The organism is Nitrincola sp. A-D6 (assembly GCF_000764495.1).
Taxonomy (GTDB): Bacteria; Pseudomonadota; Gammaproteobacteria; order Pseudomonadales; family Balneatricaceae; genus Nitrincola.
This window is the reverse complement of the sequence record NZ_JRLB01000007.1, coordinates 40,879-56,115: the sequence shown is the minus strand read 5'-3', so window position 1 is coordinate 56,115 and position 15,237 is coordinate 40,879. Positions and strand designations below refer to the sequence as shown.

Sequence of the window (15,237 nt, the reverse complement as noted above, 5' to 3'; positions counted from 1 at the left end):
GTTTYTGATTAAGCTTTAATGCCTAACCTGAACAAGCGCCCACACGCATTACCTGATTAATTTGTTAAAGAGCGGCTTGAGCTGCCCGGTGTGTTGGGCTGTTGTCTCAAGCGAGGTGCGTATTCTACCTAATATCTGACAGGAGTCAACAGAGAATGACGAGATTTTTTAGTTTTAAATACATCAACCTAAGATGACTAAGCATTGAACAGATATTAACCGAGGCGATCTGGACTATCCGGCTTTAACAAGCTACTCAGCTTCGTCTTCAGCAACTGTTTTACTGGTAATAAAGCGCGACATAAACAGACCCAGTTCGAACAGCAACCACATAGGTACGGCCAGTAAACTCTGGGAAATGATGTCTGGTGGTGTGAGCAACATACCAAACACAAAGCAGATAACCACAACATAGGCTCGCTTCGCAGCCAAACTCTTTGCTGTAACGGCCCCAGACTTGATTAACAGCAGGGTTGCAACGGGGATCTCAAAGGTAATCCCGAAAGCAAAGAACAACTTCAGTACAAAATTGAGATAACTGCTGATATCAGTCATGACCGCTACATTTTCAGGACCCACACTGGTAAAGAAGCCAAAGATAAGCGGAAAAACAACAAAGTAAGCAAAGGCGATACCAGCATAAAACAGCATAATGCTTGATACCAACAACGGGATGGCAAATTGTTTTTCATTTGCATACAAACCCGGCGCAATAAATGACCAGATCTGATGCAAAATATACGGCATTGCCAGCACTACTGCCGCAACCAAAGTCAGTTTAAATGGCGCAAAAAAAGGTGACGTTACATCCGTTGCTATCATGCTGGTTCCCTCTGGCAAGAGGGCTGTCAAGGGTGCTGACATAAACAGGTACAGATCATTAGCAAAATAAAACAGACCTAGAAAGATCAGGAACACGGCTAGCACCGCTCTCATTAATCGTTGGCGGAGCTCTACCAGATGGGAAATTAAAGGCTGCTCTTGTTGGTCAGAGGTATCTGTCATGTGCTGCTTTTATCACTGTCCGTTTGAGGGGATTCGGCCTTAGGCTTAAGTGGTTCAGACTCGCTGCCGGGTGTCTTCTGCGCTTCGTTTACTGCATTTTCAACATCTTTGGCAGCCGCTTTGAAAGGCTTACGCATTTCACTGAGCTCTTTTTCCAGCTCTTCTTTACTGATAGCCGTAGTGCGTCGTAATTCTTCCACACGCAGCTCTTCACTGATCTCATGTTGAATAGACGTGATTGAGCGTTTAATGCGACCTATCCACATACCACAGGTTTTAACTGCGACAGGTAGCTTATCCGGCCCCAACACCAGCAACGCGACGACACTAACGATAAGTATTTCGGCAAAACCGATATCAAACATAGGATCAGAGCTTACTTATCTGAGCTAGCTTGAGATTTTTCTTTGTCTTTTTCGGCATCAGGCCCTTCACTCTGTGAAAACTGTGCGTCATCAGCCGTTAACTTTTTCTTTTCCTGCTCTTCCTGAGTTTCTTTTGAGTCATCTTCACTCATGGCTTTTTTAAACCCTTTAACAGCGCCACCTACATCACCACCCAGATTGCGCAATTTTTTTGTACCGAATATAAGTACCACTATTCCCAGTACAATAACTAATTGCCAAATGCTGATTCCACCAAAACCCATAGCTCTTCTCCAATTATATTTATCTGACCGAGTCATCTGACCGAGTCTGTTTTCAGACGCCTAATCTAATCGTTAATTGTTTTGTCGTGAAGCTTTTTCTTCAAGACCCGACATATCAAAACGCCGTGCAAGCTCTTGCAAGACAGCTTCATGCGTTTCTCCCAGGTGAGACAACATCACCAAAGAGTGAAACCACAAGTCGGCTGTCTCATAGACAACATCTGTACAATCACCGCTGACCTCGGCATCTTTAGCGGCAAGAATGGTCTCGGTAGCTTCTTCACCAACTTTTTCCAGGATTTTATTAAGACCTTTGGCATGCAGGCTTGCGACATAAGAGCTATCTTCTGCAGCCGCTTTACGAGCTTCAAGTATTACAGCCAGCTTATCCAGCACATCGCTCATACATCAACCCTTATCTTGATAAATAGATCCGGGCGATTTCAACACCTCATCGGTGATCTGCCACTGCCCTGATCATCCAGCTTTCTGAAAAAGCAGCTTTCTCTTCCTGTATGACAGGCTATTCCACCAATCTGTTCAATGACCAGTAGAACTACATCACCATCACAATCAAGACGCAACTCATGCAGACGCTGAACATGGCCGGATTCCTCTCCTTTACGCCACAGTTTTTGACGTGACCGAGACCAGTAGATGGCCCGTTGCTCCTTGATACTGAGCAATAGTGATTCACGATTCATCCAGGCAAACATCATGACACGGCCCGTTTCCAGATCCTGTGCAATGGCAGGCACCAGCCCGTTTTCATCCCACTTGACTTCATCAAGCCATGATTCATTAATCTTCACAGCGACCTTCCATCATCTAATTCAAAGCCCGTTAGCATAGCTTAACCACCGCCACTGAACCAGTGGCAATCAGGCCCGCCACAAGCTGACCCAGCCAACACCTGCCAGCAACCAGCCATACCAGGGGAGCTGTGACAGAGCTAGCTGCCAATCCGGACGCAGTAACATGACCACGGCCAGCAATGCGGTCGCTCCCATTAACAGGTGGCGTTGCGTACGCTGTCTGGAATCAGACTGCAATTTTTCCAGGCGCTGCTGAGATTCATTGTACTGCTCGGTGCGTAACGCACTTTGTTGCAACGCATCGAATACCAATTGCGGCATCTGAGGTAACTTTTCCAGCCACTCAGGAGCCTGCTTATGAATGTTAGCCATGGCCGCTTTCACACTCATGCGCTCTTTCATCCAGTTTTCCAGGAAAGGCTTGGCAGTTTTCCATAAATCCAGATCTGGATATAGCTGCCTACCCAGACCCTCTATATTCAGTAGCGTCTTCTGCAGCAAAACCAACTGCGGCTGCACTTCCATATTGAAACGACGCGCTGTCTGAAACAAGCCGAGCAACACCAATCCGAATGAAATTTCCTTTAGGGGCTTCTCAAAAATCGGCTCACACACACTGCGTATGGCAGTTTCAAAAGCATGTACATTGGTATCTCTTGGCACCCAGCCAGAGTCGATGTGTAATTGAGCCACTTGACGATAATCACGCTGAAAAAATGCCAATATATTGCGGGCTAGATAACTCTGATCTTCCTCACTGAGCGATCCGATAATGCCAAAATCTACAGCAATATACTGTGGATCATCCGGGTGGTCCCGAGACACAAAAATATTCCCTGGATGCATATCGGCATGAAAAAAGCTGTCCCTGAACACCTGAGTGAAGAAAATCTCCACACCGCGTTCGGCCAGCCTTTCCATATTGGTATGCTGAGCGTGCAACTGCTCCATATCGGCTACGGGAATACCATAGATACGTTCCATGACAAGTACATTACGGCGAGTATAGTCCCAGAAAATTTCCGGGACATAGAGAATCTTCGACCCTTCAAAATTACGTCTTAGCTGAGAACCGTTAGCCGCCTCCTTACGCAAATCCAGTTCATCAAAAATGGTTTGCTCGTACTCTTCCACCACTTCGACAGGGCGTAGTCGACGCCCCTCCGACCAAAGATGACAAACCATCCAGGCCAGCGTATAGAGCAGGGAAATATCCTGTCGGATCACTCTGTCTATACCCGGACGTATGACTTTAACCACTACAGCCCGACCATCTTTAAGTGTTGCACTGTGTACCTGTGCAACCGATGCTGATGCCATAGGTTCAGCGTCAAAGGTCTGAAAAAGTTCAGCTACAGGGTAACCCAGAGAGCTTTCAATAATCATCCGGGCTTGTACGCTGGGAAAGGGGGTACATTATCCTGCAAACGTGCCAACTCTACCGCAATATCATCCGGGAGCAGATCGCGCCGCGTCGAAAGCATCTGCCCGAATTTAATAAACACCGGACCAAGCGCCTCCAGCGCCAGGCGCAACCGTACCGCTCCAGACTCTCGTGCGGGAAAAATATAGCGCCACGGGAGCAGATACAGCATCATCCTCGCCAACCAAGGTAAAGAAGGATGCAAGAAAAATGTATCCAGACGGTAACGGGCGATGACCCAGCCAATTTTAATGGAACGAAACACCGGTCGCACTTAGAGGCATCCTGTATCGAGTAGCGGTTTATTGATGATTGTCAGCCCAACAGGGTTTTGTTACGCCCGGTATCTTTTGCCTGATAGAGCATTTTGTCTGCTCTTGAGAACATCGTTTCAGGAGTGTCACCCGGCTGTACTTCCGTGACGCCGAAAGACATGGTGATGCGCACTGGCTTACTCTGGAAATTAAATGGACTGTCTTGAATAACCTTTCTAACCTTTTCAATTGCTGTAATGGCGGAGGGTCCATCCGTTGAAGGCATAATGATAACAAACTCCTCTCCCCCGAAGCGGGTCACAAGATCAATATTGCGAAGATTTTGCTGCAGTATTCTGGCCATTAACCGCAACACCTTGTCACCAGCCAGATGGCCATACTCATCATTCACTTGCTTAAACAGATCCAGATCGGCCACACACAAGGTAAACACTGTTTGGTAACGCTCCCAGCGTTCCAGCTCGTTGAGTATGTGTCGGTCATAGGCATAACGGTTTGGCAAACCTGTTAAGGGGTCAGTACGCGCCTTTAGCTGCTCTTCTTCGATTCGATGCTTAACATGGTCGGCCTCTTTTTCCATTTGCGCGACTTTCTGCAGCAGGTCCTGATAGCGTGCAGTCAATTTAGCCTCACGCACCTCTTCAGATTTTTTATGTTCATCCATAGCACGGACAATGTTTGACAGCTGACGACTGACAACAGATTTTAGTTCATTTATATCCGTTGACTGTTTAACGGTGCGGTTGATTTGATGCACATCGTGACGTACGGTTTTATCCAACAGATTGTGGCGCTTGCTAGCCTTGACTTCATCATCATGGCTTTCATTAAGAAAGGTTTGTACATAGGCGAGCTGCTGATTCAAACTAAGCAGATAATCTTCAAAATCCTCCCCCATATTCATTCCTGACAAGCGTAATAGCTTGATCAGATTGTCCAGAATATCAGGTAACTTTTCGGAAGCAGGATTGGACTCCAACTCACCAATCAGCTGATGTACTTTCGGCGCATGTTCACAGGGAACCCGCAACAATTGCACCAGATCTAACAAACGCCCAGATATGGCGGTAACGATAAACTCACGGTTATCAGCCAGGTCATTAGTAATTTCAGCGCGTTCTTCAGGGCCTACAGTCAGCAATAGATGCTTCTGGTATTCAAACAGTTTTCGGAGCAGATTCGGGATTTCATACAGATGCTCAGCGCTGGACTCCAACTGATTATTATACTCAGGCAGGAGTTGATCGAACTCACCCTTCACGTCCTGTTTTTCAATCAATCCAGACCACTGCCGAAGGATATCAACCAACTGTCTTACGCTATTGGATCGGGTTGCGTCCAACACCCGAATACGCTTTTCGATCTCACGAGTGAGATTTCGCAGCGTCCGAACCTCTATCGTGTCCAATTTTGATAGCAGCGCCCGTAGTGACTCATCCAGCTCCGAATCCTGGCCTTGCAACCCGAGGCTCAACTGCGACAGGACATTTTTCAGTTGCTCAAGCAGGCGTCCAGAATACTCCTCTGACTGTTCAAGCTCCTTAGCCAGTATTTTATATTTTTTTCGCCAATCTTCTGACTCTGCCATTGCAGCCAGCTCCCGTTACCACAAATCGAATTTTGCTCTACTATAAACCAAAAAGCCGTCATAGTGACCCCTTTAGTAACAGAATCACCACAACGACTTCACGGGTTTACTTATCAGATCTAATTATTCGTTCAATTGCGCACGCTCTTTTTCGATCAGGTAGTTAACCACCTTAAGCATCTCACTATTACTACCCGCCATGCTCCGGTGATATGGTATTTACCATTCACTACCATCGCTGGTACCGCTGTAATCTGGTATGCCCGCAACCTCGCCTGCCCCTGCTTCAGGCGAGTGTCTACTGCGAACGAGTCATACAGTTTATTAAACTCATCTTCCTCTATGCCATAAGCAGTATAAAATTCAGCCAGGTCATCAACGCTACGAAAACGTGTATTTTGAACATGCACTGCATCAAACATAGCCTGGTGCGTCTCTTCCACCTTTCCGGTCAATTCAGCCACATAATAGGCTCTGGCCAGTGGCTCCCAATTGCGGGAAAACACCACTGGCAGATGCTTGTAATCCAAATTATCAGCACTTTGTTGCTGCGACCAACTGGCCAGCATCGGCTCCAGGTTGGCACAGTGCGGACATGAGTAACCGAAAACAGCAACTACCTCTATTTTTTCCGGATCACTGGTTGTAACAGTTGCCGGTAACTCCTGATAATGAACCCCCGCCTGATAATCAGGATTCGTTTCTGCAATAGCGCTGGCAAAGGGGATCAGGGTGAAGGCAGTCGTCAGCAATTAATTTTTTCAGCATAGTTATTCTCAACTCTGATTCAGCTATAGGACAGTGTTAAGACCTTACCTAAGACACAAAGTTCTTGAACAGGTCTAGTTTCGCTTGGGTGAAATAAAAAGGGCAGCCTTAGCCACCCTTTTTAATTTAAACACGAATGATCAGACTAGTCAGTGCAAGCCACGGACATACTGAGCAACCGCACTCATTTCAGCATCAGACATTTTCACAGCAATATCACGCATCATACGACTGGGATCATTGGCACGATCTTCAGTTGCAAACTTCTGCAATTGTAAAGCAGTGTATTCTGGATGCTGCCCACTCAGTGCCGGGAAACGTGCCGGGTTATTACCCTGGCCGCTTGGCATATGACAAGCGGCGCAGGCCGCTACGCCCTTATCAGCAATACCAGCCTGATAAATGCTACGACCCAGCTCTAACTGATCCGCAGCCGTTTGACCAATAGTTATGGTCTGGCTGGAGAAGTAGGCCGCGATATCACGCAGATCACGCTCCGTAAAACCATTCAGCATACCGGTCATTTCCGGTATAACGCGGTCGCCGCTGAGCTGATCCTGCATCTGCTTTAACAGGTAACGGGGATTTTGTCCGGCAAGGCTTGGGAACGCACCCATTGGGCTGTTACCATCGGCGCCGTGACAGGCACCACATACCGCAACTTTTTGTGATCCGGCAGTTGCATCGCCACCTGTGGCGTGTGCCATTCCGGTGATTCCAACACTTATCAGTAAGCTGATTAGTAATTTGTTCATTGACTAGACCCAGACTCTTGCTAAAAATTTGTTTTAGTCCAGCTGCCGCATTGACCGGTGCTGACACCTCAATTGTTGCTACCCCTGACTAGAGGTTCTCTCAGTTCGCAGGTAAAATTGGCTGTATTATAAACTAATATCCTCACAAACTGGAACGCATTTGTTCTGTGTGGCGATCCTATCATAGTGAGATCCCAATGTCTGAAGCACAAACCTTAATCAATTTTCACCAGGCACGCTTTTGTGTCAGTGCTGACAAACTGAATCAATGTCCGGATGACAGCCTGGCTGAAGTGGCCTTTGCTGGTCGATCAAATGCAGGTAAATCCAGCGCAATCAATACATTAACACAGAATGGAAAACTTGCCAGAACATCCAAGACACCAGGTCGTACGCAATTAATCAACTTTTTCGATCTCAATATTCCCGGCATTCGCATCGTCGATCTGCCCGGCTATGGTTATGCTAAAGTACCAGTCGCCGTCAAAGTCCACTGGCAAAAACATCTGGATGCGTATCTACAGCACCGCGAAGCCTTGAAGGGCCTGGTGCTGGTCATGGATATTCGTCATCCGATGAAAGATTTTGATGAAATGCTGATCAGCTGGTGTGAAAACACCGGCATGCCGTTGCATATCTTGCTGACCAAGGCCGATAAGCTGACCCGGGGGCCGGCACAGAGCACGCTGCTAAAACTTCAGGCGCAATTGAGAAAACGTCTGGGTGACAAGGTTACATTGCAAACCTTCTCAGCGCTGAAAAAAGAAGGCGTTCCGGAACTTCGAGCCAGATTGGCTGAATTACTGCTGGATCAGGGAACTGAGAGCGGCGCTTAATGCGCCTCATCCCAATTCAGACCAACATCAGCTTCCACTAACAAAGGCACTTTAAGGCTGACCGCCTGCTCCATCGACTGGGTGACGTGCGTCATAAATCCAGCCACGTCAGCCTCGGCAACTTCAAAGACCAATTCATCGTGCACCTGCATGATCATTTTGGCATCAAACTGGCTCTGTTCCAGCCAGTTATCCACATCAAGCATAGCCTGCTTAATAATGTCCGCCGCCGTACCCTGCATCGGCGCATTGATCGCCGTACGTTCAGCCGCCTGACGACGCATGCCGTTTTTTGAATTAATTTCCGGCAAGTAAAGACGGCGCCCCAGCAGAGTCTCTACGAAGCCTTTTTCATGTGCCAAAGCGCGTGTTTCATCCATGTAACGCTGCACGCCCGGATAGGTAGCGAAGTAGTGATCGATATAGCGCTGCGCATCGTTACGCCCCACACCTAACTGACGCGCCAGACCAAAAGCCGACATGCCATAAATCAGCCCAAAGTTAATCGCTTTGGCACTGCGACGCTGCTCACCGGTAACCTGATCCAGCTCAACGCCAAAAACCTCCGCCGCCGTTGCCCGATGGATATCTTCACCCTTGGCAAAGGCCTGCAACAAGCCTCATCACCCGACAGGTGAGCCATGATACGCAGTTCAATCTGTGAATAATCTGCCGCCACAATCCGATAGCCCTCAGGTGCCACAAACGCCTGACGAATCCGGCGCCCTTCCTGAGTCCGAATCGGAATGTTCTGCAGATTGGGATCCGATGATGACAAGCGCCCGGTGGCGGTGACTGCCTGATGATAGGAGGTATGAATGCGCCCGGTACCCGGATTGATCATCTGTGGCAGCTTATCGGTATAGGTCGATTTCAGCTTACTCAAACCGCGATGCTCAATAATCACTTTGGGCAAGGGATAGTCCAGGGCTAACTCCTGCAACACTTCTTCTGCAGTGGAGGGCGCACCCTTGGGGGTTTTTTTGCGTACCGGGATCCCCTGCTTCTCAAACAGGATCACCTGAAGCTGCTTAGGTGATCCCAGATTGAAAGGTTCACCGGCCAGTTCAAAGGCCTGTTGCTCCAGCTCTTTGAGTCTAATCTCCAACTCCCGACTGTGCCTGGATAGCAGCGTGGCATCCACGCGGGCACCATTGCGCTCGATCTTTGCCAGCACCGGAATCAGTGGCACTTCCAGCGTATTGAGTAACCCGACAAGGCGTTCCTGCTGAGCCAGTTGCTCAGTCATCTTCAGATGCAGACGCAGAGTGATATCGGCATCTTCAGCGGCATAGGGCGCGGCAATATCCAGGTCAACCTGGTTAAAGGTCAGCTGGTTTTTGCCCTTACCGGCAATGTCTTCAAAGCTTGTAGTTTTGAGCCCCAGGTACCGATCAGCCAAGCTATCCATATCATGACGCCCAGCAGTAGAATTCAATACATAGGACTCCAGCATGGTGTCAGCCACCACACCCTGTAACTTGATGCCATAGCGTGCCAGCACATTCATATCATATTTGATGTGTTGGCCGACCTTGGGCCGCTGCGGGTCTTCCAGTAAGGACTTGAAGCGCTCCAGCACCTGATTACGGTCTAACTGGTCTGGCGCCCCTACATAGTCATGCGCCAGTGGCAAGTACGCAGCCTCACCGGGCTGGACTGCAAATGATAAGCCAACCAACTCAGCTTCCATATAATTCAAACTGGTAGTCTCAGTATCCAGTGCAAACAGTTCGGCCGTCTGTAAGCGGGCTAACCAACTGTCCAGTTCATCCCAACTCAGAATCACCTGATAATCCGTTTCCAATGCAGGCGGCTGAGGCTGAGTCTCATCAGCAACGGCTGCAACGCCGTCTCCGGCTTCCAGCTCTTCAATCCAGCTGCGGAATTCAAATTCACGGAAAAGTGCTATAAGGGCAGCCGTATCGGGTTTCGGACAGGGAATATCTTCCAGTTTAATATGCAGCGGCACATCCGTCTTGATGGTCGCCAACAAATAGGATAGCTCCGCTTCCTTACGATGAGCCTCCAACTTCGCGGCCATGCTTTTGGCACCACGAAATGGCAGATCAGCAATCTGCTCCAGATTCTGATATAGCGCCTGGATACCGCCGATACCCTGCAGCAGGGCCAATGCGGTTTTTCCTCCCACGCCCGGCACGCCTGGAATGTTATCCACCTTGTCACCCTGCAGGGCTAACAAATCTATGACTAACTCAGGTGGAATACCAAATTTTTCCTTCACGCCAGCTACATCCATACGCGTATCAGTCATGGTATTGATCAGGGTGACATACTCATTGACCAACTGCGCCATATCCTTATCACCTGTCGAAATGATCACTGGTCGCTGTTTTTCTGTCGCTTCACGCGCCAGCGTACCAATCACATCATCGGCTTCCACGCCATCCTCAACCAGTAGCTCGATCCCCATCGCCCGGACAATCTTGTGTATCGGTTCAACCTGCAGTCGAAGGTCATCCGGCATGGAAGGCCGATGGGCTTTGTATTCAGCAAACAGCTCATCGCGAAAGGTTTTACCCTTGGCATCAAAGATTACCGTGACCGGGCTGTGTGGGTATTGTTTCAGCAAACTACGCAGCATGGAGGTCACTACCCGCACAGCACCCGTCGGAAAGCCATCCCGCGTACTCAGATTTGCCTGCTGCGAAGCAAAAAAGGCACGGTATAAATAGGAGGAGCCGTCGACTAGAATAATAGGATGATGCTGTTCACTCATGAATTTTTCCACTTTGCTGGTTGCCGTGAATAGTGTCAGGGTTCACAATCATAGCAAATTAAATCACTCAACTTATGAGAAAAGCGCCATGCTTAAAAAACTCTTACTTATTGCCCTATTCAGCGGCCTGCCGTTGGGGATGGTCAGTGCACAGGAAGATTTGCTTAATCCTGAGCCGGAAATCATCATCACCCATGATGGTGAAGCCACTTACTATGAATACCGTGTCGGCGGCATGCTCAAGGAGATTAAAGTTGTTCCTATTGTAGGCGAGCCATATTACCTGGTGCCTACAGGTGAATCTGGCGAGCTTATTCGCGCAGGAGAACCCACGGTATTAATCCTAAATGGGTTCTGTTTCGCTGGTAGGAAGCATTTTTGTGGCCGTTTATACTTCGATTACTTCTGCTGAGCTCAGCCAGTTGCTGGCTGACTTTGATTTAGGCACTCTCAGCCATTTTGATGGTATTGAGGGCGGCATAGAGAACACTAACTACTTCGTGACCCTGCTGCTTCGGGGGCAAAAAAAGGAGTATGTGCTGACTATCTTTGAGGAGCTTACCTCTGAGGAAATGCCATTTTTCGTCGAATTGGGGCACTGGCTGGCTGAACGCAACATCCCGGTACCCTATGCTATACGAGATAAAAACGGTATTGCTCTGAAGCAACTCAAAGGTAAACCTGCCTTTCTGCAGCCGCGTTTTTACGGTGCGGATGTGCCGGCAACGCAATTACGCCCGTATCACTGCTTTCAGATAGGTGAAGCACTGGCACGCTTTCATCAGGCTGGCAGCGATTTTTATCTGCAACGACAAGCACATCGTGGGGTTTTCTGGTGGCGCCGTGAAGCACAAGCCATTGCCCACCGCCTGAGTCCTGAAGATGCCAACCTGTTAAACCAGGAGGTGTTGGCCTTTGACAAACTGCGCGATGCCAACTGGGATCTGCCAACCGGCGTCATTCATGGTGATTTGTTTCATGATAATGCCCTGTTTCTGGATGACAAGCTGGAAGCAATTCTCGATATGTACAATGCTGCCACAGCCTACCAGCTCTATGATCTGGCCATTGTTGCCAATGACTGGTGCAGCCGTCCGGATTGCAGCATCGACACAGAGCGCGAAACTGCCCTGTTGGAAGGCTATGCTCAGATTCGTGCTTTCACCGCCGATGAAGCCCGCGCCTGGCCCATTCTGACACGCACCGCTGCCATGCGTTTCTGGCTCTCACGCCTGATTCCCTGGCTGGGCATTGCGCAGGCATCACGCCAGGGTGGCGAAATGAAACTGAAAGATCCGCAGCAGTACAAAAATATACTGTTATCACGCCTGAGCACCCCGGCAAAACTAGGTTAAACCCGCTACTAGCGTAAAGAGAACTGATGGACGTTACCCACATTATTGACTCACTCAACGATGCCCAGCGTAGTGCAGTCACCGCGCCGGTGCAAAACCTGCTGATATTGGCGGGTGCCGGGTCCGGTAAAACACGTGTGCTGGTGCATCGTATTGCCTGGCTGATTGAGACCGAAGGCCTGTCACCCTATTCGATTCTGGCGGTCACCTTCACCAACAAGGCCGCTCGTGAAATGCGTGGTCGTATTGAACAGCTGCTGGGAATCAACACCCAAGGCATGTGGGTGGGTACGTTTCACGGGCTGGCCCATCGACTGTTGCGTGCGCATTGGAAGGATGCGGGCCTGCAGGATAACTTCCAGATCATGGACAGTGATGATCAGCTACGCCTGATTAAGCGGCTGTGCAAAGAACAGAATCTGGATGACAGCCGCTGGCCACCACGGCAGATGCAGTGGTTTATCAATGCACAGAAGGATGAGGGCTTACGCAGTAAACATCTTGAGCGCACTGGCGATCCCTACCAACGCACCATGATTGATCTCTACCAGGCTTATGAAGAAGCCTGTGATCGCGGTGGCATGATCGACTTTGGTGAGCTGTTACTGCGGTCTCTGGAACTGCTACGTGACCGGGCTCCGGCCCTGCTGAAACACTACCGGGAAAGATTTCGTTATGTCCTGGTGGATGAGTTTCAGGACACCAATGCCATCCAATATGCCTGGCTACGGCTGTTGTGCCAGGGCGAACAAAAGCTCATGGCCGTGGGCGACGACGACCAGTCAATTTATGGTTGGCGTGGGGCACGGATTGAAAATATCCAAACCCTGAGTGAGCACTTTCCCGGTACAGACACCATCCGTCTGGAACAAAACTACCGCTCTACCCAGGCCATTTTAAAAACCGCTAATGCGGTCATTCAGAACAATGCTGACCGACTGGGCAAGCAGCTCTGGACTGAAGGCAGCGAGGGTGAGCCGGTTTCCCTGTACAGTGCCTTCAATGAACAGGATGAAGCGCGTTTTATTGTTGATCAGATCAGCAAGTGGATAGAGCATGGCAACCGCCGTGATGAGTGCGCCATTCTGTATCGTTCCAATGCCCAGTCCCGCGTGATGGAGGAAGCCCTGATCCGCAGTGGCGTCCCTTACCGCATCTATGGCGGGCAGCGCTTTTATGACCGTTTGGAAATCAAGAACGCCCTCGCCTATCTGCGCCTGCTCGCCAACCGTGACGATGATACCGCCATGGAACGGGTGATCAATGTGCCTACACGCGGCATCGGCACACGCACGATAGAGCTGGTACGTGAGCGTGCGCGTCAGGAAGGCATCTCCATGTGGCGCGCCGCCAATGAGATTACCGAAATGAAGCAACTCCCTGCCAGAGCAGGGAATGCACTGCAGGGTTTTCTGGATCTCGTTAATCACATCAATACTGAAACCCACACCCTGAGCCTGCATGAACAAACCGATCTGGTGATCAAGGCCGCCGGACTCATCGAGCATCATGAAAAAGAAAAAGGTGAAAAGGGTCAGTCACGCATAGAAAACCTGGATGAGCTGGTCACGGCGACGCGGCAATTTGCCAGCCAATGGGAACGAGACAATCAGGATGAAGATATCACCCTGCTGGCGGCATTTCTGGATCAGGCGGCACTGGATGCTGGCGAAGCCCAGGCCGACAGTCATGCTGACAGCGTACAGCTCATGACCCTGCACTCAGCCAAAGGGCTGGAGTTTCCGCTGGTGTTTCTGACCGGTATGGAAGAAGGCCTGTTCCCGCACAGCATGTCCGCTGAAGAACCAGGACGTATGGAGGAAGAGCGCCGCCTCTGTTATGTCGGTATCACCCGTGCGATGCAAAAGCTCTACCTGACCCTGGCCGAATCCAGACGCCTGCATGGCCAGGAGAAGATCAACCGCCCTTCACGCTTTATTCGTGAGATACCCGATGAGCTGATTGAAGAAGTGCGCCTTAACTCCAGCGTCAGGCGCCCCTACTCCAGCGGTCGACCTGACCACCAGAGCAGCCTGTTCAGCAGTCACGGCAGCTTTTCCGGTAGCGAAATCAGCGGCACACCTCTTAGCCTGGGTCAGCGCGTGCTGCACCCGAAATTTGGCGAAGGTCTGGTGGTTAACTTCGAAGGCTCCGGGCCCAAAGCCCGGGTCCAGGTGAATTTTGACGACGTAGGCAGTAAATGGCTGGTGGTGGGGTTTGCCAAGCTGGAAACTCTCTGATGGAGTGGCTGCTACCAGAGCAGCTTAGTTCGCTGCAAGCCCTACTGCTTATTCTTTCTGCCGGGGCAACCTCAGCCGTTACTGCCAGCATGGGCGTCGGTGGCGGCATATTACTCCTGGCGATCATGGCCGTTATCATGCCAGCCGCTGCGATTATCCCGGTACACGGCATGGTGCAACTGGGTTCCAACCTCAACCGGGTGATCCTGACGATAGCTCATGTTGACTGGCGCTTGCTCGCCGCCTTCGCCCCTGGTTCATTGCTCGGTGCCTGGTTAGCCAGCCTGTTTCTGGTACAACTGCCCACCAGCACGCTGCAGTTAACCATCGCCGGTTTTATCCTGTTTCTTTGTTGGGGTCCTAAAATTCCACCCATGGCTTTAGGGCGTGTCGGCACCTTCATAGCAGCCAGTATCACCAGCTTTATCAGCATGTTTGCCGGAGCATCCGGTCCGCTGGTGGCGGCCTTCGTCAAGCAACAGCATGTCGGTGACCGCTTTCGCACCGTTGCCAATTTTGCCGCCTGCATGAGCCTGCAACACCTGCCAAGGCCGCCGTATTCGGTGCGGCCGGGTTTGTCTTCAAAGACTGGCTTGGGCTAATGCTGTTAATGGTCCTCAGTGGCGCCGTGGGTACCTGGATGGGCCTGCACCTACTCAAACGCATCAGTAACCAACACTTCACCTTGATCTTTAACTGGCTACTCACCCTACTGGCGATTCAGCTAGTCTGGCAAGCGTTAGCCTAATCAAACACAAAACTAAATCATTTGCATTTACATAAAAGCA

At 50.0% G+C, this 15,237-nt stretch carries 14 protein-coding genes and 2 pseudogenes; 6 read left to right on the top strand and 10 right to left on the bottom strand.

From position 1 onward, the window contains the following. Window positions 1–252 precede the first annotated feature (252 nt). The 9 genes and pseudogenes from tatC to LH51_RS01540 form a co-directional block, all read right to left on the bottom strand. Window positions 253–1,005 (bottom strand): twin-arginine translocase subunit TatC, encoded by a 753-nt coding sequence (tatC, locus tag LH51_RS01580; RefSeq protein WP_036519134.1) that lies wholly within the window; start codon window positions 1,003–1,005, stop codon window positions 253–255. Continuing rightward, on the bottom strand, window positions 1,002–1,370 hold the full coding sequence (tatB, locus tag LH51_RS01575; RefSeq protein ID WP_036519131.1) for a Sec-independent protein translocase protein TatB: 369 nt from the start codon (window positions 1,368–1,370) through the stop codon (window positions 1,002–1,004). Before tatB ends, tatC begins: the two co-directional genes overlap by 4 nt. Before the next feature lie 11 nt (window positions 1,371–1,381). Further along, entirely contained in the window at window positions 1,382–1,654 is a 273-nt protein-coding gene (gene tatA, locus LH51_RS01570; RefSeq protein WP_036519129.1) for a Sec-independent protein translocase subunit TatA, read from the bottom strand. Window positions 1,655–1,726: 72 nt separating this feature from the next. Further along, window positions 1,727–2,059 (bottom strand): phosphoribosyl-ATP diphosphatase, encoded by a 333-nt coding sequence (locus LH51_RS01565; RefSeq protein WP_036519127.1) that lies wholly within the window; start codon window positions 2,057–2,059, stop codon window positions 1,727–1,729. Window positions 2,060–2,097: 38 nt separating this feature from the next. Further along, window positions 2,098–2,466 (bottom strand): phosphoribosyl-AMP cyclohydrolase, encoded by a 369-nt coding sequence (gene hisI / locus LH51_RS01560; RefSeq protein WP_442934798.1) that lies wholly within the window; start codon window positions 2,464–2,466, stop codon window positions 2,098–2,100. A 69-nt stretch (window positions 2,467–2,535) separates the two neighbouring features. Further along, window positions 2,536–4,166: pseudogene (gene ubiB, locus LH51_RS01555) on the bottom strand (ubiquinone biosynthesis regulatory protein kinase UbiB). Between the two features lie 41 nt (window positions 4,167–4,207). After that, window positions 4,208–5,755, bottom strand: a complete 1,548-nt coding sequence (locus tag LH51_RS01550; RefSeq protein WP_036519125.1) for a GGDEF domain-containing protein — start codon at window positions 5,753–5,755, stop codon at window positions 4,208–4,210. Window positions 5,756–5,910: 155 nt separating this feature from the next. Then, the gene (locus LH51_RS01545; RefSeq protein ID WP_052063344.1) at window positions 5,911–6,507 is read right to left on the bottom strand and encodes a thiol:disulfide interchange protein DsbA/DsbL; all 597 of its coding nucleotides are present in this window, start codon (window positions 6,505–6,507) and stop codon (window positions 5,911–5,913) included. A gap of 165 nt (window positions 6,508–6,672) precedes the next feature. Next, on the bottom strand, window positions 6,673–7,230 hold the full coding sequence (locus tag LH51_RS01540; protein WP_327123954.1) for a c-type cytochrome: 558 nt from the start codon (window positions 7,228–7,230) through the stop codon (window positions 6,673–6,675). Between the two features lie 245 nt (window positions 7,231–7,475). Here LH51_RS01540 and yihA point away from each other — a divergent pair, with 245 nt between their 5' ends. Further along, entirely contained in the window at window positions 7,476–8,114 is a 639-nt protein-coding gene (gene yihA, locus LH51_RS01535) for a ribosome biogenesis GTP-binding protein YihA/YsxC (RefSeq protein WP_036519120.1), read from the top strand. Here the strand turns inward: yihA and polA are convergent. Beyond that, window positions 8,111–10,854: pseudogene (polA, locus tag LH51_RS01530) on the bottom strand (DNA polymerase I). The gene yihA and the pseudogene polA sit on opposite strands and share 4 nt — an antisense overlap. On the opposite strand from polA, the gene LH51_RS01525 reads away from it, so the two are divergent. The 5 genes from LH51_RS01525 to LH51_RS21925 are packed head-to-tail and all read left to right on the top strand — an operon-like array spanning window position 10,853 to window position 15,197. After that, window positions 10,853–11,266 carry a DUF2782 domain-containing protein gene (locus LH51_RS01525; RefSeq protein WP_235263409.1) on the top strand — a complete coding sequence of 138 codons (414 nt, stop codon included), beginning with the start codon at window positions 10,853–10,855 and terminating at the stop codon, window positions 11,264–11,266. The pseudogene polA and the gene LH51_RS01525 sit on opposite strands and share 2 nt — an antisense overlap. Next, window positions 11,235–12,209: a homoserine kinase gene (locus LH51_RS01520; RefSeq protein ID WP_036519148.1), complete on the top strand. Its 975-nt coding sequence runs from the start codon at window positions 11,235–11,237 to the stop codon at window positions 12,207–12,209. Before LH51_RS01525 ends, LH51_RS01520 begins: the two co-directional genes overlap by 32 nt. 26 nt (window positions 12,210–12,235) lie before the next feature. Next, window positions 12,236–14,449 (top strand): DNA helicase II, encoded by a 2,214-nt coding sequence (gene uvrD, locus LH51_RS01515; RefSeq protein WP_036519118.1) that lies wholly within the window; start codon window positions 12,236–12,238, stop codon window positions 14,447–14,449. Beyond that, window positions 14,449–15,051 carry a sulfite exporter TauE/SafE family protein gene (locus LH51_RS01510; protein WP_235263408.1) on the top strand — a complete coding sequence of 201 codons (603 nt, stop codon included), beginning with the start codon at window positions 14,449–14,451 and terminating at the stop codon, window positions 15,049–15,051. Before uvrD ends, LH51_RS01510 begins: the two co-directional genes overlap by 1 nt. After that, window positions 15,051–15,197, top strand: coding sequence for a hypothetical protein (locus LH51_RS21925; RefSeq protein WP_235263407.1), 147 nt, complete (start codon window positions 15,051–15,053; stop codon window positions 15,195–15,197). The genes LH51_RS01510 and LH51_RS21925 overlap by 1 nt, the downstream gene beginning before the upstream one ends. Window positions 15,198–15,237: the final 40 nt, after the last annotated feature.